We start from the raw sequence: 18,375 nt of genomic DNA on the forward strand, positions 1-18,375 counted from the left end.
CCTGCGGGGTCCGGCGCGCCGCGCTGGGCGTGGGCCGCTCGCTGGGACACCGCCCAGGCCGGAGCCCGCCTGGGCCGTGTTACGTTCATGTGGGAATCTCATGAGCCTCTCAGGAAGGAGCGGCTGTCATGGCCGGTATGGACGCCCGGACGGACGCCCAGGAGGGGCGTCGGAACCGGGTGCGCGAACTCGTCACGAGCAAGGGGTTCGTCCGCACCACCGACCTCGCGGCCGAGTTCGGCGTGAGCGTCATGACCATCCACCGGGATCTGGACGCTCTGCAGGCCCAGGGGTGGCTGCGCAAAGTGCGCGGCGGGGCGAGCTGTCTGCCCTCGACGCAGTTCCACGGCAGCGCCAGCGAACGCCTGTCGACGATGGTGCACACCAAGCAGCTGCTGGCGCGCGCCGCCGCCGAGGAACTCGCGCCCGGACAGGTCGTGATGATCGACGACTCCACGACCTGTCTGCACCTGGTCCGACACCTGTCGGACCACACCCCGATCACGGCGATCAGCAACTCGCTGCCGGTCATCTCGGCACTGGCCCGCGAACCCGGCGTGGCGCTGGTCGCGCTGGGCGGCACCTACTTCCCGGCCTACGACGCCTTCATGGGCGCGCACACGGCACAGAGCGTGGAGGCGTTCCGGGCGGACGTGCTGTTCATGTCCACGACGGCGGTGACCGGTGGCCGCTGCTACCACATGTCGCCCGAGACGGTGCAGGTCAAGCGGGCCATGATGGCCGCCGCCTCGCGCCGGGTGCTGATCATCGACCACACCAAGTTCGCCAACCAGGGCCTGTACGCCCTCGCTCCGCTCACCGGCTTCGACCTGGTCCTCGTCGACGACGCGGCCCCCGCGGGAGAGGTACGGCGACTGCGCGACAACGGAGTCCACGTCCGCACCGTCGCCGCAGCGCCCGGAACACACCGGCCGCACGACGGCACGTGAACATCACACGGTTCTCACTCGGCACACCTCACCCCGCGGCAGCCCGCACACTGTCCTGATCTGCGGCGACAGGCTCTGTTATGGACTGCCCGCACAGCGACGGACCGGGGACTTAACACCATGGGTCACACGGCCGGCGAGGTCTTTCCGATGACGGATTGACCCTGCCCCGGAGCGGACTTTTCATCGGTCCCACGCCGTACGGCACTCCGCTCTCCCCATTTCCCAAGAAGGTGGCCGCCGTGACCGTCCCCTTGAATCCCGCATCCAGAGCCGCAGAAAGCGCACCTCACACATTCCTCGACCGAATAGGCATTCCGAAGGCCCTGTCCTGGGGTTTTCTCGGTGTTCTGATCTTCATGATCGGTGACGGTGTGGAATCCGGATTTCTCTCGCCCTACCTGCTGCACGAGGGCATCTCCAAGGAACGCGTGGCACTGCTGTTTACCGTGTACGGCGTCACGGCGAGCATCTCCGCCTGGTTCTCCGGAGCGCTCTCCGACCTGTGGGGTCCGCGCCGTGTGATGATGCTGGGCCTCGGCATCTGGGCCGCGCTGCAGGTGGCCTTTCTCGGCCTCGCCGTCCCGACGCACCACTACTGGTTGCTGCTGACCACCTATGGTCTGCGCGGATTCGGGTATCCGCTGTTCGCCTACGGCTTCCTGGTCTGGGTGACGGTGGTGACGCCCCGGCACCGGCTCGGCTCCGCCGTGGGCTGGTTCTGGTTCGCCTTCACCGGCGGGCTGCCCACGCTCGGCTCACTGGTCGCGAGCTTCACGGTGCCGTGGATGGGCACGTACCGCACCCTGTGGTTCGCGCTGGCCCTGGTGGCGGCGGGCGGGCTGATCACGTTGCTCATGGTGCGGGAGCCGACGGGCAGGGACCGGCTGGCTCCCACCGGTGAGCGTCCGGTCGCCACGCTGCTCGGCTCGCTCTCCATCATCTGGCGCAATCCACGCATCGGGGTCGGCACGGTGGTTCGCACCATCAACACCGCGGCACAGTTCGGGTTCCTGGTCTTCCTGCCCGTGTTCTTCACCGACACCCTGGGCTTCTCCCTGACCGAGTGGCTGCGGCTGCTGTCGGCGATGTTCGCCACCAACATCTTCTTCAACCTGCTCTTCGGTCTGGTCGGCGACCGCCTCGGCTGGCAGCGCACCGTCGCCTGGTTCGGCGGGGTGGGCTGCGCGGTCACCACGCTGCTGCTCTACTACGGCACCGTGGCCTCCGGCGACAGCTTCCCGCTGGCCATGGTCCTGGTGAGCCTCTTCGGCGCGACGCTCGCCGGTTACGTACCGCTGTCCGCGCTCATGCCCTCGCTGGCACCGGAGCACAAGGGTCAGGCGATGTCGGCGCTCAACCTCGGCGCCGGGGCCAGTGCGTTCGTCGGCCCCGCCGTGGTCGCCCTCTTCCTCGGGCCGCTGGGCGTCCAGGGCGTGATGTGGATCTTCGCGGGGCTCTATCTGGCAAGCGCCGGCATGACCCTCTTCCTCACCCTGCCCGGACAGTCCGCCGCGGCCGGCGTGTCCGTGGTGCCGGCACCGGGCAGTGCCGAAAGGGTGTAGCCGCCGGCCGGCGCACCGCTCCCTTACCTGCGGGTGGGGAGCGGTGCGCATGGAGGTCCTGCCTCAGGCGCCGGACGTGCGGTGGGCAGGACGGTGTGTCAGCGCAGGACCTCGGCCCACACCCCCGGCGCGAGGTCCACGGTGGGCAGCGCCGTCCGGGGCAGCGCCGTCGCCGAGTGGGACTCGGCGGGTGGGGCAGGCAGCGTCGGGCACAGTGCGCGCACGACCTGGCGGTTGATGGCGTCGTCGATCGGGCTGTCTTCGAACCCGGAACCGTCGGACTTGAGGCGCTCGTACTTCATGAGGTTCCAGCCCAGGGCGACCTGGCGCTTGCCGTCGGGGCTGGAGTAGACGAGGGTGCCGGCGCCGAAGACCGCGCCGTCGTGGCCCCAGAAGCGCCCGCAGCCGCGGATGTCGACGCTGTAGACACCCAGGCCGTAGTTCGTGCCGTCGCCCGCCGGGACGGTGCGCTGCATCTCCCGCAGGGCGGCCGGGCCGATCAGCTTGCCGCCCAGCAGGGCGCGGTAGAAGCGGTTGAGGTCGTCGGTGGTGGAGACCAGCGCACCCGCGGTGTACGCCCAGGACATGTCGTAGTCGCTGTAGTCGCGCGGCGGGTTGATCAGGCCGTAGAACGAGTCGTACATGCGGGCGTGCGGCCCCTGGATGTATGGGGTGCGCGGGAACGAGGTGTGGTGCAGGCCGGCCCGGGCGATGACGTGGCGGGTGATGTAGGCCTCGGCGTCCTGGCCGGTCAGCTTCTCCAGGAGCAGTCCGGCGATGACGTAGTTGGTGTTGGAGTACGACCACTTCTCGCCGGGCTTGCCGGTGGCCGGGGCCGCGAGGCCGAGGCGGACGAGTTCCTCGGGACGGATGGAACGGAAGCGGTCCTCGTCGAGGCTGGCCGTCGAACCGTGGGCGAGCGAGGGGAAGGCGCCGATGACATAGTCGCCGATGCCGCTCGTGTGGTTCAGGAGCATGCGGACCGTGATCTCGCGACCGCGCTCGCCCGGGACCAGGTCGGGGAGGTAGTCGCCGATGGGCGCGTCGAGGCGGAGGCGGCCGCGTTCCACCTGCTGGAGGAGGGCGACGGAGGTGAAGGCCTTGCTGACGCTGCCGACCCGGTGGAGCATGCCCGGCCGGACCGGGCGCCCGGTGTCCACGTCGGCGACGCCGGCCGCGCCGGTCCACCGCTGGGAGCCGTCGCGTACGGAGGAGTAGATGCCGTACATGCCAGCGTCATGGATGGCGCGGAGGCCGGAGTTGAGCGCCGCGTCGTCCAACTTCCCGCTGGTTAAGGACGATTCGGATGTCTTCGTGGCCGGTCTGGCGTCCGCCTGTGCGACCGGTGCCGTGGCGGTCAGCACAAGTGTCGTACCCAGGACGGTTCCGACGAGCCGGAGGATGCGCAAGGGGTGTCCCTTCCCTGCGGTCCGGACCCCGTGTCCGGACCTCGCCCGGTCATCGTCGTCGGTCATGGGTGTGCCCTACATCCTTCCTGCGGAGGATCACGGCCGGCCCACCGTACGACTTGAGACTTGGTGCGACCGGGGCTGCCGGAGATCAGTCGCCGGGCCGGAACCGGAGCACCGACCAGGTGTCGTCGATGGCGACCTGCCGCACGGGCCGCACGCCCCGCTCGGAAAGCGCGGCGGCCAGGTGTCGCGGTTCTGATCGGTTCCGAGCTTCCCGCCCTTCGGATGGGCCACCCAGGCGAGGCCGTCGCGCTGCGCGGCGGCAAGCGCCGCCTGCGCATCCGCCCCACAGCACCCCGAATCGACGCAGTCGCATTCCAGCCGCATTTCGGGGCGCCTTCCCAACCGCTTTCCATAAGGCACCCTTCACATGTCTTCAACAAACGGTTATGTACGACCAGGTGGATGTGATCACCGTCTCGGCGCCGGAAGGAACCGAGGGGCCCCGCAATACGTCCACGGGGCGTCAAACGCCTTGCCTGGGTGGCCAGTTAGCGCAAGTCCGTCCCGCATAGTGAGATACCCTGGTGCACCGGACGCCCCGTTCGTCACGGGCGCGCCGCTTTTTCACACCCTCAGCGACACGGTCCACGCCCCCTGGGTGGCCGGCTCCGTCGCGCCTCGCCGGTGATGTGCCGTGCCGGCGGTCCACGCCTTTGAGCAGGAATTGATGCCCGTTCAACCTTTTGCGGAACTGCTACGTTTCGCCCGCAACAACTCGCCTTTCTACCGTGAGCTCTACGCCGGGCTTCCCGAACACGTCACTCGGCTCTCGGATCTTCCGGTGGTGCCCCAGGCCGATTTCTGGCGGGCCAATTCGCCCCGTGACAACCGGCTGCTGACCGCCCCGCTGGAGGAAGCGGTCGTCTTCCGCAGTGGCGGGACCACCGGGTCGCCGAAGTTCTCCTACTACACCCGCACGGAATGGCGGGAGTTCACGACCGCATTCGGTGCCGGGCTGGTCCGTGCGGGTCTGCGGCCCGGCCACCGGGTGGCTGACCTCTTCTACGCGGGCGACCTGTACGCCAGCTTCAGCTTCGTCCTCGACTCGCTGCACCGCTCGCCCGTGGCCAACGTCCGCCTGCCCATCGGCGGCGCGGCACCCTGGGAGTCCACGGCGGCGACCCTGGAGGAGTTCCGGGTCCAGGTGGTCGCCGGTACACCGACCACGCTGTGCTCGCTCGCCGAGCGCCTCAGCTCGGCCGGCCGGACCCTGCCGGACGTGGAGCTGCTGTTCTTCGGCGGGGAATGCCTCTTCGGCGACCAACTCCCGCTGCTCCGAGCGGCGTTCCCGAACGCCCGGCCGCGCTCCCTCGGGTACGCGAGCGTGGACGCCGGGCTCCTCGGCGAGGCCGTGCCCGGCGACGACCCGCGCGTGCACCGAGCCTTCACCCCGTACACGGTGGTCGAGATCCTCTGCGACGAGACCGACCGTCCCGTCGAGGCGAACGGTGCGCCCGGGCGGCTCGTCGTCACCGACCTGCGCAGGCGGCTCATGCCGGTGCTCCGCTATCCGGCGGGCGACCGGGCCGAGTGGGTCGACCGGGACGCCGGTGTCTTCCGCATCCTCGGCCGCGCCGAGGAGGGCGTGCGGGTCGGTCCCGTCTCCCTGTACACCGAGGACGTCCATCACGTCGTCCAAGCCGCCGACGCCTCCGGCGAGGTGACCGGGCTGCAGCTCGCCGTGCGGCGGTGGGACGGCCGCGACGGGCTCGTGCTGCGGCTCGCGGTCGCCGATCCGGGCAAGGACCATACCGGGCTGGGCGAGTCCGTCGTGGCCGCGCTCCTCGCGCAACGTCCCCTGTACGCGACCGCGACCGCCGCCGGGCACGTGAACCCGCTGGCCGTCGAATGGGTGCGGCACCGGGACCTCGCGGTCAACTCCCGCTCGGGCAAGCTCATCCGCGTCGTCGACGAACGGCCGCTCTCATGAACCCGGCACCCCCGCGTGTGCGGCGTCTGCCCCTCGTCCTGCGCAATGCGTCCTTCGGCAGGGTCTGGACCGGTCAGCTCCTCACCCAGGCGGCTAGCAGGATGTTCCAGGTCGGCGCGGTCTGGTGGCTCGTCGGCTTCGCGGGCGGCGCGCACCGCGGCCTCGCCTCCGGTCTGTTCCTCATGGTGAGCACCCTGCCCGCGGTCGCGCTCGCTCCGGTGGTCGCGGGCCTCGTCGCCCGCTGCGCACACCGCACGGTGCTGGCCGGCGCGGCGGCCGTGGCGGGGGCGGTGGCGGGCACGGCGGCCGTCGTGGCGTACGCCGGACTGCTGCCCGTGGCCGCGGCCTACGCGGTCGGGCTGGCGCTGGCCGCCTGTCAGGCGGTGTTCGATCCCTGCCTGACCACCTCGGTGCCGGAACTCGTCGAGGACGCCGACATCGAGTCGGCCACCGGATTCGAACTGTCCACCCAGTCCGTAGCCGGGCTGTGCGGGGGGCTGCTCGGCCCGCTCGTCGTCGACGCGGGCTCCCTGGCCGCCGTCGTCGCCGCCTGCGCCGCCGCGTACCTGCTCGCCGCCCTGCTGGTCGGCTCCACCCGCTTCCCGCGGACGGCGGCCGGGCACGGAGATACGGACGAGGCGTCTCCGAGGCGCCGCACGCTGCGCCAGATCCTGGCCGGTCTGCCGTTCATCCGCCGTGTACTGGTCTGTTTCGCCGCCGCCAACGTCTTCACCACCGCCGTCTACGTCGTGATGCCGCTGTACACCCGGGAGGTGCTGCACGCGACCGGCTCGACCGTGGCCTTGCTGGAGGCGGCCCTCGGCGCGGGCACCCTGGTCGGGTCCTTCAGCGGTGGGCGGCTGCCCGGTCGCCCGGTCGCCGTCGGCAGTGTGTGCCTCGCGGTCATGGCCTCGGCCCTCGGCCTTCCGGGGCTGCTCGCCGGGCACGCGGCGGCGGTCCTCTCGATGGCCGCCGCCGGCTGGTGCGTCGGTGTGATCGGCGTGCGGTTCGTCGCGCTGTTCCAGCGGCTGGTGCCCGCCGCCGACAAGCCCGGGTTCTTCGCGGTCATGCAGGCGCTGCTCGGTGCCACGTTCCCCGTCTCCTCGCTCGTCTTCGGCGCGCTGGGCGACCATCTGGCGGCCCGCACGCTCTGTGTGGTCCAGGGCGCGGGTCTGGTACCGGTGGCGCTGGCGCTGTGGTGGCTGGGCCGCAGGTCCGGCGCCGAAGCCCAGCGGACTCCCGTCGCACAGGAGCCGGCGGGAGCGGCGTCGTGACCGCCGTCCTCTCCCCCGCCTCCGCGCAGGACATCGCCGAACTGCGGCAGTTGTACTTCGAGGTGTACGGGCACGGCTATCCGGTGCCGCTCGGCAGCGACCCGGTCGTCATGCGCCGGCTGATCACCGACGGCACCGCGCACTGGCTCACCGCCCGCACCGACGGCGGCACCCTGGTGGGTTCCGCCGTCGTGGTGACCGAGCCGGGCAGCCGCATCGGAAAGCTCGTCGGCCTCGCCGTGCACCCCGGCCATCGCGGCGGCGGACTCGCCTCCCGGCTGACCGGGGCGATCTGCGCCGACGCGTTCGCCACCGGCGGGCTCGACTCGGTGTACGCCACCGTCCGCCTGGTCACCGAGGGACCGCAGCAGGTGGTCGTACGCAACGGCTTCCGGCCGCTCGGCCTGCTGCCGAACGCCGTCGAGGTCGAGGGGTGCGAGACCCTCGCACTGTTCGCCCGCTACGCCGACGGTGTGCTGGAACAGCGCGAACCGGTGGCGAGTGTGCCCGAACGGCTGTCGCCGCTGCTGTCCGCCGTGTCCGCAGGCGTCGGCATCGACTACGGCGGCACCCGGCACATCCCCTCCCGCCACACGACGGGCGCGGCCACCGGTGCCGAGCCGATCGAGCTGATCACCGCCCCGGCCTTCGTGCGACGCCGCTTCCTGGAGCTGTTCCCGGAGGCCGACGACCGCTTCTTCCCGCTGCACACGCCCAACGCGGTCCTGGTCGCCGCCGACGGCAGCTTCGAGGCGTACGCCGACCTCGACGCCGTGGCGGGAAGCTGTGCCCTCGTCGCCGTCCATCCGCGTCCGGCCGCGGTGGCCGGCGCCCTGGAGGCGCTGACGGCCGCGGTCACCCGGGCCGGCGCCGACTACGCCGAGGCGCTGCTCCCGCTGGCCGACACCGAGGCCCTGGAGGTGTTCCTCGCCTCGGGGTTCCTGCCGAGCGCGGTCTACCCGGCGATGCGCCGCATCCGGGACCGCCTCCACGACTACGTGGTGCTGTCGCGGACCAGCCGTCAGATCGACTTCCGCACCACCGCCGTCAGCCCGCTGCTGCAGCCGTACCTCGGCGCCTACCTGAGTGCCTGGACCGCCACCTACCTGCCCCTTCACGAGGTGTCCCGATGAAACCCCATCTCGCTCCCGTCGAGGTTCCCGACCCGGCGGCGCTCGGCCAGGTGCAGAGGCTCTGCGACCTGGCGGAGCCGTACGCCCACGGACCGGCCGCCGACGAGCTGTTCGCCGCCGCCATGGCGCAGACCGACGCCTGGCACGCCCGCCGCTCCCCCTTCTTCGCCGCTCTGCTGGAGGATCCGGCCGAGACGCCCGCGCCCACCGTCGGCGACGGGGTGCGCAGCCCGCTGGTGCCCGCCGCCTTCTTCAAGCGTCATGAGGTCCTGTCGATCCCGCGCGAGGAGGTGTTCCTGCATCTGACCTCCTCGGGCACCACCGGCCAGAAGTCGCAGATGTTCTTCGACGAGTGGACCATCCGCTCGGCGCAGCGCATGGTGGCCCGGATCTTCGACCACTACGGCTGGATCACGCCCGAACAGCCGGTGAACTACCTGCTGTACAGCTACGAGCCGGCGCCGTCGCTGAAGCTGGGCACGTCCTTCACGGACAATTACCTGTGCGACTTCGCCCCGGCCCGGCACACCACGCACGCCCTGCGGCACACCGGCACCGGCCACGAGTTCGACGTGCACGGCTGTATCGCGGCCCTCCAGCGCTACGCCGAGGACGACGTACCGGTCCGCATCCTGGGCTTCCCGGCGTTCCTGTACTTCACCCTGGAGCGGATGCGGGCGATGGGCCTGCCGCCACTCACCCTGCCCGAGGGATCGCTGGTGGTGCTCGGCGGCGGCTGGAAGGGCCACGCCGACCGGCAGATCGCCAAGGAGGCGTTCTACGCCGAGGTCACCGACCTTCTCGGCGTGCCGGGGGACCGCGTGCGCGACACCTTCGGCTCGGTCGAGCACTGCGTGCCGTACGTCGAGTGCGCGCACCACCGGCTGCACGTACCCGTGTGGTCGCGTGCGGCCGTTCGCGACACCGGGACGCTGCGCCCGCTGCCGTACGGCGAACGTGGCTTTCTGCACCTGGTCAGCCCCTACATCACCTCCGTGCCCGCGCACAGTGTGGTGATGGGCGACCTTGCGTCGCTGCACCCGGGTGAGGAGTGTCCGTGCCCACTGTCCACCGACTGGTTCACCGTGCACGGCCGGGCCGGGGTGAGTCGCAACCGCAGCTGTGCGGTGGCCGCCGCCGAACTGATGAAGGGAATGTCGTGACCGCCTCCGTACTCCACCCCGTATCCGGCCCCGGACTCCACCTCTGGCAGGGGGAGTTCATCGACGAGGCCGAGGCCGGCCGGCGGCTCGCCGGGCTGCCGGAGCTGACCGGACGGGTCCTGACGCGTCCCCTGCCCACCGACGTGGTGCTCGGCGCCTGCGCCACGGTCGGCCGCGACCTGGCCGATCCGGCCTCCGCCCTGTACGGCCGCCTCGCCGGGCACCTGCCCGCCGACGAGGCCGCGGCCGTCCTGGCGGAGCTGGCCGGCGCGCTCGCCCGGGAGGCGCTGGAACGCAAGCTGCGGCGGGAACTGGGCGGCCTGCGCCCGGAGCGGCTGACCCGGCCGGACGCCCGCGAGACGGTGTACGAGGCCTGGGCGCCCGTCGGCCTGCTGGTGCACATCGCGCCGGGCAACGCCGCGGCCGTGGCACCGCTGAGCGTCGTGGAGGGTCTGCTGGCGGGCAACGTGAACGTGCTGAAGACCAGCAGCTCCGACTCGGAGCTCGCCCTCGACCTGCTCGCCGCGATCGGTGCGGCCGATCCCTCCGGGCTGATAGCCGAACGCGTCATCGCCCTGCGCTTCCCTTCCTCGCGCCGAGCGTGGCTGGAGGCGCTGTGCGGGCAGGCCGACGCGATCGCGGTGTGGGGCGGCGAGGACGCGGTGCGCGCGGCGGGCGAACTGGCGCCGCCCGGCTGCCGGGTGGTCGAGTGGGGCCACCGGATCTCCTTCGCCTATCTGACCCGGCGGGCCGCGTCCGACGACAGTGTCCTCGACGCGCTGGCCGAGGACGTCTGCCGGCTCGAACAGCAGGCGTGTTCCAGCCCGCAGGTGGTCTACCTCGACACGGACGACGGCGAGGAGCTGTACGCCTTCGCCGGACGGTTCGCCGAGCGGCTCGCGAAGGTGTCCGCCGAGCGGCCCCCGTCCTCCCTGCCCGGCACGGCCGAGCAGGCGGAGATCACCACCGTGGAGCGGCTCGCCCGGCTCGAACAACACCTGGGCCTGACCCGCGTGTTCCGCGCCGAGGACGGTTCCTGGCGGGTGCTGGCCGACACCCGGCCCGCGCTCGACGCCTCCCCGCTGTACCGCAGCGTCTGGGTGAAGCCCCTGCCCCGGCACACGGTCACCGCGACCCTCCGTCCCATGCGCCGCTACCTGCAGACCGCGGCGATCGGGGGCGACCGCGCGGACGTGGCCGCGCTGTCCCGCGCGCTGTTCGCGGCGGGCGTCACCCGCGTCACCCCGGTCGGCTCCATGCTGGAGGGCTACGAGGGCGAACCCCACGACGGTGTCTACGCGTTGCAGCGCTACAGCCGCCGGGTGAGCGTGCGCGCCACGGATGCGCGGTTCGGTACGGTGGCCTGCCTGGACGACCTGGTGGCGCCACCGGTACTGCCTCCCGCGCCGGACGTGCCGCTGCTCGGCAAGGAGGGCGTACAGCATGCGCTCACCGCCCTGGACCCACGCCATGCGCACCTGTACTTCCGCAGCGGAGGCTCCACGGGCGCGCCCGCGCTGTCGGTGTTCACCTGCGACGACTACGACAACCAGATGCGCGCCGCGGCGGACGGACTGCTCAACGCCGGCTTCGACCCGGTCCGCGACCGCGCGGCCAACCTGTTCTACTGCGGCGGGATGTACGGCAGCTTCATCAGCTTCTTCTCCATCCTGGAACGGCTGAACGCCACCCAGCTCCCGATCGCCGCGGGTCCCGACCACGCCGCGGTGGCCGAGGCACTTCTCACCCACCGGGCGGACACCGTCTTCGGTATGCCGTCCTACCTGTGGCAGCTCTTCCACGCCGAGGCGGACCGATTCCGCGCCTACGGCGGCATCCGCAAGGTCTTCTACGGCGGCGAGCACTTCACCGCCGAACAACGCAGGGTGCTCCGCGACGAGTTCGGGGTGGAGGTGATCCGTTCCGCGGCGTACGGCAGCACCGACCTGGGGCCGCTGGGCTACCAGTGCGCGTCCTGCGACGGCTCGGTCCACCACGTGCTGACGGACCTGCACACGCTGGAGGTCCTCGACCCGCACGAGGACCGGCCGGTGGTGCCGGGCGAGCCCGGCCGGCTGGTGTTCACCTCCCTGGCGCGGTCCGGCCAGCGGCTGGAGCGCTACGAGATCGGTGACCTGGGACGGGCGGTGCAGGGCCCGTGTGCGTGCGGCAGCCACGTGCCCCGTCTGGAACTGCTCGGGCGCTACGGCGACGTCGTCCGCGTGGGCACGTACTTCGTCAACTACCGGGGTGTCGTCCGGGTACTGGAGGAGCGGCTCGGCTATCACGGCGAAGCGCAGCTGGTGGTGGCGCCGGGTGCCGGCCGGGAGCGGCTGACGGTCCGGCTCGACGAGCAGTACGCGCCCGACCCCGAGGTCGCCCGGGACGCCCTCACCGCCGGGGTGGCGGAACTCGCCTCGGCGCAGACGGAGGGGCTGCTGTCCCTCGCCGTGCAGACCGCCCGGCGGGAGGAGTTCGAGCGCACGGCGACCAGCGGCAAACTGCGTACGGTCATCGACCTGCGCTAGCGGCGACGCCGGCGGGCGGCGGCCTTCCGCCCTGCCGCCCGCAGCGCTGCCGCCGTACCACGACGTGAGGTGCGGGCGGTCAGTCGTCGGCCGACCAGGCTCCGCCGAGCCGGCTGAGCCTGGCAGCCGCGGTGATGGTGGCGTGGATGTAGCGCTGGGGGGCTTCCGGCATGACGTCGACGGGCTTGAGCAGCAGGACCGCGCCCCAGATCGCACCGTCCCAGATGACGGGGGCGGCAACGGAGTTCCACTTCGCCATGCACTCCTCGCGACCCAGGGCGTAACCCTGGTCACGGATGTCGGCGAGTGAGGCGAGCAGTTCGTCGCCGTCCCGGATGACACCGGGGCCCGCTTCCTGCGGGACCGGGTCGGCGGCGACGCGCTCCTGGATCCGGGCGGGCAGATAGGCGAGGATCGTCCGGCCCGAGGCACCGGTGCGCAGCGACCGTGTGACGGAGAGGACGTCGCGCGGTGTCATGCCGAGTTCGACGAGGTCGGAATCCCCCACCGCCATGTCCAGGCACTGCCTGCCCGCTATGCCGAACGGGGCTCTCATGTACAGGAAGACCAGACCGCTGTCGGTCGCCTCCCGCAGGCCCCGCAGCACGTGGGTGGCCTCGTCACCGGAGAGCTTGTCCTCGGAGAGTGCGTGGAGTCCCAGGTCGGCGACCGTGCTGCCGAGCTGGTACAGGCCTCGGTCGACCCGGACGAAGGTGCTGTTGTAGGTGCCGGCGGTCAGCATGCGGCCGGTGGTGGAGTCATCGAGATCGGCGGCCTTGGCGATCGCGGACAGCCGATGGGCACCGGGCCCCAGAGTGATGAACGCCTGCTGCACCCGCATGAAACGGTCGGCGTAACCGGTCCCGCTGCCACGCTGCCCACTCATCAGCCGTACCCCTTCGTCCCGCCCCGCGCGCCCCTTCGTGGGCGCACCCGTACCAGTGCTGGTGTCACCCGTACACGCTGCGCACCAAGACTATGGTGTGACCGTGTCGAGGCTGAACTTGCCCATGCCGACTCTGTTGTTGAGCATGCTGTGCGCCTTGGCCGCGTCGGCCAGCGGGAAGGTGCCGCCGCTGACGATCTTGAGCGTGCCGTTGCCGACAGCGTCGAAGAGCAGCCTCATGGACGCCGCCAGCGGAAGCGTCCGGTCGGTGTACAGGTGGGGAAGCCAGAACCCGGCGGCGGTGACGGACTTCCGGAGCAGTGTGTGCACGGGGACGTCGGCCAGCTCTCCGCCGGCGAAGCCGTAGACGGCGAGTCGGCCGCGCGGGGCCAGCACGTCGAGAGTCTGGTGCAGCGTCTTGCCGCCGGTCATCTCCAGCGCGGCGTGCACCGGCCCCCCTGCCGCGTCCAGGATCCGTTCCGCGAGGCCGTCCTCGTCGGAGGAGTCGACGGCTGCCACCGCCCCGAGTTCCAGGGCCAGCTGACGCTTCTCGGCCGTGCCGGCGAGAGCCACGACGCGGGCGCCCGCCCGTTGCGCCAGCTGGACGGCCAGCGAGCCCACGCCTCCGGCCGCCGCGGGAACGACGACCGTCTCCCCCTCGGTGATCCGGGCGACGGTGAACAGGAGGTGGTACGCGCTGTTCCCCTGCAGAGCCAGGGGCACCGCCTGTTCGTCGGTGAGGCCGTCCGGGATCTCCCAGTGCAACCTGCGGTGCACGGCGGTCTTCTCCGCGTAGCCGCCGCCCTGTGTCAGCGCCACGACACGCTTGCCGTCCGGTGTGGTGCCCACCACCTCGTTGCCGGGTATGTACGGCAGTTCGACCGGCGCGAGGTAGGTGTTCCCACGAACGTGGACGTCTGCGTAATTGACACCCGCGAGCCGCACATCGAGCAGGGTCTGTCCACGCGCGGGCTCGGGGTCGGGGACCTCTTCCAGTCGCAGAACCTCAGGGCCGCCGAATTCCCTCATGACAATCGCGCGCACGGTACTCCTCTCGACACGGGCAGGATGCGTACGCCGACAGGCTAGGGCATCCGTGTGCCGGTTCCGACCCGGGAACCATGCCTTGTACATATTTCTCACGAGCCGAGAAAGAGCCGTTCTTTTCTCATTCACCGAGAAGGTTTATCATCGAACTTCTCGTGAGCTGAGAAAAGGAAAGGACGAGTTGCATTCACCCTTTCGAACAGAGATAGTGATGCCGCCCTCCTTCCTGCCGGGCACGTTTCCGACGGGGGATGCGACGGAACAACCGGCAGCACGGGGGAGGAGGGCGACTCATCGTCCGGTCAGGTGCCGCTGCAACCAGTCGGCGGCGGCACGGCGGAAGAGCCGCCGGTTGTCGGCGCGGAGAAAGTCATGTCCCTCGTCGCGCAGGGTGAGCAGTTCGGCGGTCAGACCACGTTCGCGTGCCGCCCGTACGAACTGTTCCGACTCCCGTGGGGGCACATTGGTGTCGTGCTCCCCGTGCACGGCGAGCACCGGCGCGCGCAGCGCGTCGATGCGGCTCATCGGTGACAGGGCGTGCAGCAGTTCGCGGTCGGCCACCGGGTGGCCGTACTTGTTGGCCGCCGACTGGGCGATCCAGGGTTCGGTGCCCTCGAAGAACGTCGCGAAGTCGGACATGCCGCACACCGCCACGCCGGTGCGGAAAATGTCCGGGTGCCAGACCAGAGAGGCGAACGTGAGATAGCCCCCGTACGAGCGGCCCATGACCGCCAGCCGGGCGGGATCGGCCGGGCCGGCCAGCACCGCGTGGGCGGCGCAGTCCGCCACGTCGTCGAGGGCCGCGAACCGGCCCCTTCCCAGGTCGGCGTCGACGAACGACCGGCCGTATCCGGAGGACCCGCGTACGTCGGGTGCGAAGACGTCCAGTCCTCGGCCCAGGATCTCGTGATAGAGCGGATCGAGGACAGGGCGCTCCTGGTCCTCGGGGCCGCCGTGCAGATGGATGACGCAGGGCGCGGGTTCACCGGGGCCGCGTCCCGGGGCACGGTAGTACCAGCCGTTCAGCGGCAGCCCGTCGCGTGCGGTCGGACGGCGGTGGACCGGCCGTACCGGCGGGCGGCCCGGGGGAACCGCGTCCTCGTCCCGTGACGACCACGGGGTGCGCACCGAGATCACTCCCTCGGGAAGCCACCAGATGCCGGGGCGCCGCCGGGACCCGGACAGGGCCAGCAGGAGCCGGGGGCCGGCGTCCGCGATGCGGGTGACCACTTCGTGGGGCAGGGGCACGGGCCGGGACGGGCCGGTGGCGGCCCCGGCCGTACCGGACGGGTCCGTGTCGAGGACCTCCAGCTCGCTCAGGCCCCGGACGTTCCAGGCCAGTCGGGCGGCGCTGCCGTCGTGGGCGCATCGCAGCAGTTCCAGGTCGCAGTCCTCGCGCGAAGCCCCGACGGACCAGCCGCACGGCCGCCCTTCCGGGTCGAGGCCGGCGGCGAGAAGGACCGCGAACTCCCGGTGGGCGTTGCTGCGCAGCCACAGGGTGTCCGCGCGGGGGGAGAAGCTGCCGATCCACGGATCGCCGTCGGCCACCGGCACCACACAGGTCGTCACGTGGTCGGCGGTGCGCAGCACGACGGCCTCGCGCCGCCCGCGGGGTCCCCGGCGCAGCAGCGCGAGTGCGCCGTCACGGCTGAGATCGCACACGCGGAGCGTCGCCGCGTCCTGTTCGGTGGCGAGCAGGACGGCGGCGGCCACGCCGTCGGGGTCGATGAGATAGGCCGACAGTCCGTCGCCGAATCCGGCCTCCGGGGCGATGTGCGCCTCGCCCGGAGCGCCCGTGGCCCGCGTGTCGACGGTGACGGGGGGTGACGCCAGTCCGAGCCCGGGGCCGGGTGCCGCACCGAGGAGTTCCGCATCTCCCATCCGCCCCTGCCAGTGCTCCGGCAGGCGACCGGCCGCCGGGCCGGCGCCGGCCGTTGCGGGCTCTGCCACGGTGTCCAGGGCGGGTACGGCGGTGGGGACCGCGACGGTGACCGCGACCGCCGATCCGTCGTGCGCCCAGCAGCCCAGATGGGCGGAGCTGCCCGGCTCGGCTCCGGCCAGGATGTGCCGGTCGGTGCCGTCGGGGCGCACACACAGCACCCGCGTGTGCTCACCGCCGCCGGGGGCCGTCGTATAGGCGATCCAGCGGCCGTCGGGCGACCAGGACACCTCCCGGACGGGATCCGGTCCGTCGTCGAGCAGACGCACCGCGTCGCCGTCGACGGGGCCCGCCCACAGCTGGGGTACACCGCCGCGGTCGCAGATGAAGGCGACCTGTGTTCCGGCCGGGTCGGCCGAGGGGTACCAGCAGCCGTGCGCGATGAGCCGCGTCGTCGGGTCGCGCGGCCCGGAGGCGTCCGGCAGTGGGACGGGTGCGGGCGCGGCGAAGGCGGTGCCATGGCCGTCCGGGGCCGCAGGAGATGAGTCGGCGGTCCGCGTCAGGTGCGGGGCGGGAGGCCGTTCGGCAGCGGTCCCGTCCGTGTCGAGCGTGCGCTCGTTGAGGGGTTCCCCGGTCAGATGCCGTGCGTCTGCAGCCATATCTCCAGCAAAGCCACTTGCCACAGCGCGTTCGCTCCGCGCTTGGTGCGGTGTCGGTCGGGGGCCGCGAGGAGTTCGGCGACGTAGGAGTCCTGGAAGAGCCCGCGCCGCTTGGCCTCCGGGGCGGTGAGTGCCTCGCGCACCCTTTCCAGGACGGGTCCGGCCAGGTGGGTGATCGCCGGCACCGGGAAGTAGCCCTTGGGGCGGTCGACCACCTCGTGGGGCAGCAGTTTGCGGCCGGCCTCCTTCAGGACACCCTTGCCGCCGTCGGCCAGCTTGAGCTCCGGCGGGCACGCGGCCGCCAGCTCCACCAGCTCGTGGTCCAGGAACGGCACACGGGCCTCCAGACCCGAGTCCATGGTCATGTTGTCGACCCGCTTGACCGGATCGTCCACCAGCATGACATGTGTGTCGAGCCGCAGGGCGGCGTCCAGCGCGGTCTCGGCCCCCGGCACCGCCATGTGCTCCCGGACGAACCGGCCGGAGACGTCTTCCCGCGGCAGCATGTGCGGTTGCACCATCGCCGCGAGGTCGGCGTGCGGCCGGTCGAAGTACGTCTCGGCATACCTCTCCGGTTCCTCCTCGCGGGTCACGGAGGCGAGGCGTGGGTACCAGTGGTAGCCGGCGAAGACCTCGTCGGCGCCCTGCCCGCTCTGGACGACCTTCACGTTCCTGGCCACCTGCTCCGACAGCAGATGGAACGCGACCACGTCGTGGCTCATCATCGGCTCGCTCATCGCCAGGACCGCCGCGTCCAGGGCCGTCGACACCCGTCGTGAGGGAACCACCAGCTGATGGTGGTCGGTGGCGAACTCCCTGGCGACCAGGTCGGAGTACCGGAACTCGTCCCCCTCGTCGCCGCCTTCCGACTCGAAGCCCACGCTGAAGGTCGCCAGGTCCCGCTGTCCCTCGTCGGCCAGCAGTGCCACGATCAGGCTGGAGTCCAGCCCTCCGGAGAGCAGGACACCGACCGGCACGTCAGCCACCATCCGCCGGCGTACGGCGGTGCGCAGGGCGTCCAGCACCGCGTCCCGCCACTCGGCTGGGCCCATGCCCGCGTGCTCGGGGCGGCGCGTGTACGACGGCTGCCAGTAGCAGTGCTCCTCGCAGGTGCCGTCCGGCTCGACGATCCGCACGGTGGCCGGGGGGAGCTTGCGCACCCCGGCCAGGACGGTGCGGGGTGCGGCCACGGTGGCGTGCCAGCTGAGGTACTGGTGCACGGCGGCCGGGTCCAGCGAGGTGTCGACGCCCCCGGCCGCGAGCAGGGCGGGCAGCGTCGAGGCGAAGCGCAGCCGTCCGGGGGTCTCGGACAGGTACAGGGGCTTGATGCCGAGCCGGTCGCGTCCCAGGATCAGCCGGCCGGTCCGGTGCTCGACGAGGGCGAAGGCGAACATGCCGTAGAAGCGGTCGACGCAGGCAGTCCCCCACTCCCGGTACGCCCTGAGGACGACCTCGGTGTCGGAGGTGGACCGGAACCGGTGGCCGAGGGCCTTGAGTTCCCCGCGCAGTTCCTCGTAGTTGTAGATGCACCCGTTGAAGATGCCGGTGATCTCCTGCTGGTCGTCGGTCATCGGCTGTGCCCCGCGCTCGGAGAGGTCGATGATCTTCAGCCTGCGGTGCCCCAGGGCCACCGCTTCCCGCGACCAGATCCCGTGGCCGTCGGGACCGCGGGCGGCGAGCCGTTCACTCATGCGCTCGACGGCCGCCAGGTCGGGCCGCGTGCCGTCGAAGCGCATCTCCCCGCTCAGGCCGCACATCCGCGACCACCTCCCCGCTGCGCGTACGGGTCGCGCGGGTCGCGCGGCGGTGCGGTGAGCGCGGGCCCGTCCGTCGGTGTGCCGGTCGGTATGCGGTCGGGACTGGTTGACACGGTGCTGTTTCCTTCG

12 protein-coding genes are annotated in these 18,375 nt (G+C 71.5%); 7 read left to right on the top strand and 5 right to left on the bottom strand.

All coding sequences use genetic code 11. From position 1 onward, the window contains the following. The first annotated feature begins 128 nt into the window (after window positions 1-128). Together ACZ7GZ_RS08590 and ACZ7GZ_RS08595 are read left to right on the top strand one after the other, a co-directional pair. Window positions 129-950: a DeoR/GlpR family DNA-binding transcription regulator gene (locus ACZ7GZ_RS08590; protein ID WP_471022126.1), complete on the top strand. Its 822-nt coding sequence runs from the start codon at window positions 129-131 to the stop codon at window positions 948-950. Between the two features lie 242 nt (window positions 951-1,192). Then, window positions 1,193-2,515, top strand: coding sequence for an MFS transporter (locus tag ACZ7GZ_RS08595; protein WP_471022127.1), 1,323 nt, complete (start codon window positions 1,193-1,195; stop codon window positions 2,513-2,515). 98 nt (window positions 2,516-2,613) lie between these two features. Here the strand turns inward: ACZ7GZ_RS08595 and ACZ7GZ_RS08600 are convergent, their stop codons facing one another. Then, entirely contained in the window at window positions 2,614-3,924 is a 1,311-nt protein-coding gene (locus tag ACZ7GZ_RS08600; protein WP_471022231.1) for a serine hydrolase domain-containing protein, read from the bottom strand. A gap of 733 nt (window positions 3,925-4,657) precedes the next feature. On the opposite strand from ACZ7GZ_RS08600, the gene ACZ7GZ_RS08605 reads away from it, so the two are divergent. From ACZ7GZ_RS08605 to ACZ7GZ_RS08625, 5 genes are read left to right on the top strand one after another with little or no spacing between them, the layout of a single operon-like run. Then, window positions 4,658-5,920 carry a phenylacetate--CoA ligase family protein gene (locus tag ACZ7GZ_RS08605; RefSeq protein ID WP_471022128.1) on the top strand — a complete coding sequence of 421 codons (1,263 nt, stop codon included), beginning with the start codon at window positions 4,658-4,660 and terminating at the stop codon, window positions 5,918-5,920. Next, complete coding sequence (locus tag ACZ7GZ_RS08610; RefSeq protein WP_471022130.1) at window positions 5,917-7,194, top strand: MFS transporter; 1,278 nt, start codon at window positions 5,917-5,919, stop codon at window positions 7,192-7,194. The genes ACZ7GZ_RS08605 and ACZ7GZ_RS08610 overlap by 4 nt, the downstream gene beginning before the upstream one ends. After that, window positions 7,191-8,327: a GNAT family N-acetyltransferase gene (locus ACZ7GZ_RS08615; protein ID WP_471022131.1), complete on the top strand. Its 1,137-nt coding sequence runs from the start codon at window positions 7,191-7,193 to the stop codon at window positions 8,325-8,327. Before ACZ7GZ_RS08610 ends, ACZ7GZ_RS08615 begins: the two co-directional genes overlap by 4 nt. Beyond that, the gene (locus tag ACZ7GZ_RS08620; protein ID WP_471022133.1) at window positions 8,324-9,490 is read left to right on the top strand and encodes a LuxE/PaaK family acyltransferase; all 1,167 of its coding nucleotides are present in this window, start codon (window positions 8,324-8,326) and stop codon (window positions 9,488-9,490) included. The genes ACZ7GZ_RS08615 and ACZ7GZ_RS08620 overlap by 4 nt, the downstream gene beginning before the upstream one ends. Continuing rightward, window positions 9,487-12,018, top strand: a complete 2,532-nt coding sequence (locus tag ACZ7GZ_RS08625) for an acyl-CoA reductase (protein WP_471022134.1) — start codon at window positions 9,487-9,489, stop codon at window positions 12,016-12,018. Before ACZ7GZ_RS08620 ends, ACZ7GZ_RS08625 begins: the two co-directional genes overlap by 4 nt. 79 nt (window positions 12,019-12,097) lie before the next feature. Here the strand turns inward: ACZ7GZ_RS08625 and ACZ7GZ_RS08630 are convergent, their stop codons facing one another. The 4 genes from ACZ7GZ_RS08630 to ACZ7GZ_RS08645 form a co-directional block, all read right to left on the bottom strand. Next, window positions 12,098-12,904, bottom strand: coding sequence for an IclR family transcriptional regulator domain-containing protein (locus ACZ7GZ_RS08630; RefSeq protein ID WP_471022136.1), 807 nt, complete (start codon window positions 12,902-12,904; stop codon window positions 12,098-12,100). A 90-nt stretch (window positions 12,905-12,994) separates the two neighbouring features. Continuing rightward, on the bottom strand, window positions 12,995-13,933 hold the full coding sequence (locus tag ACZ7GZ_RS08635; RefSeq protein WP_471022137.1) for a quinone oxidoreductase family protein: 939 nt from the start codon (window positions 13,931-13,933) through the stop codon (window positions 12,995-12,997). Window positions 13,934-14,242: 309 nt separating this feature from the next. Continuing rightward, the gene (locus ACZ7GZ_RS08640) at window positions 14,243-16,489 is read right to left on the bottom strand and encodes a S9 family peptidase (RefSeq protein ID WP_471022138.1); all 2,247 of its coding nucleotides are present in this window, start codon (window positions 16,487-16,489) and stop codon (window positions 14,243-14,245) included. Continuing rightward, a complete protein-coding gene (locus ACZ7GZ_RS08645; protein WP_471022140.1) occupies window positions 16,465-18,246 on the bottom strand; it encodes an N-acetylglutaminylglutamine amidotransferase in 1,782 nt (593 codons plus the stop codon). Before ACZ7GZ_RS08645 ends, ACZ7GZ_RS08640 begins: the two co-directional genes overlap by 25 nt. Window positions 18,247-18,375: the final 129 nt, after the last annotated feature.

Source organism: Streptomyces sp. NPDC037288, from assembly GCF_055603265.1.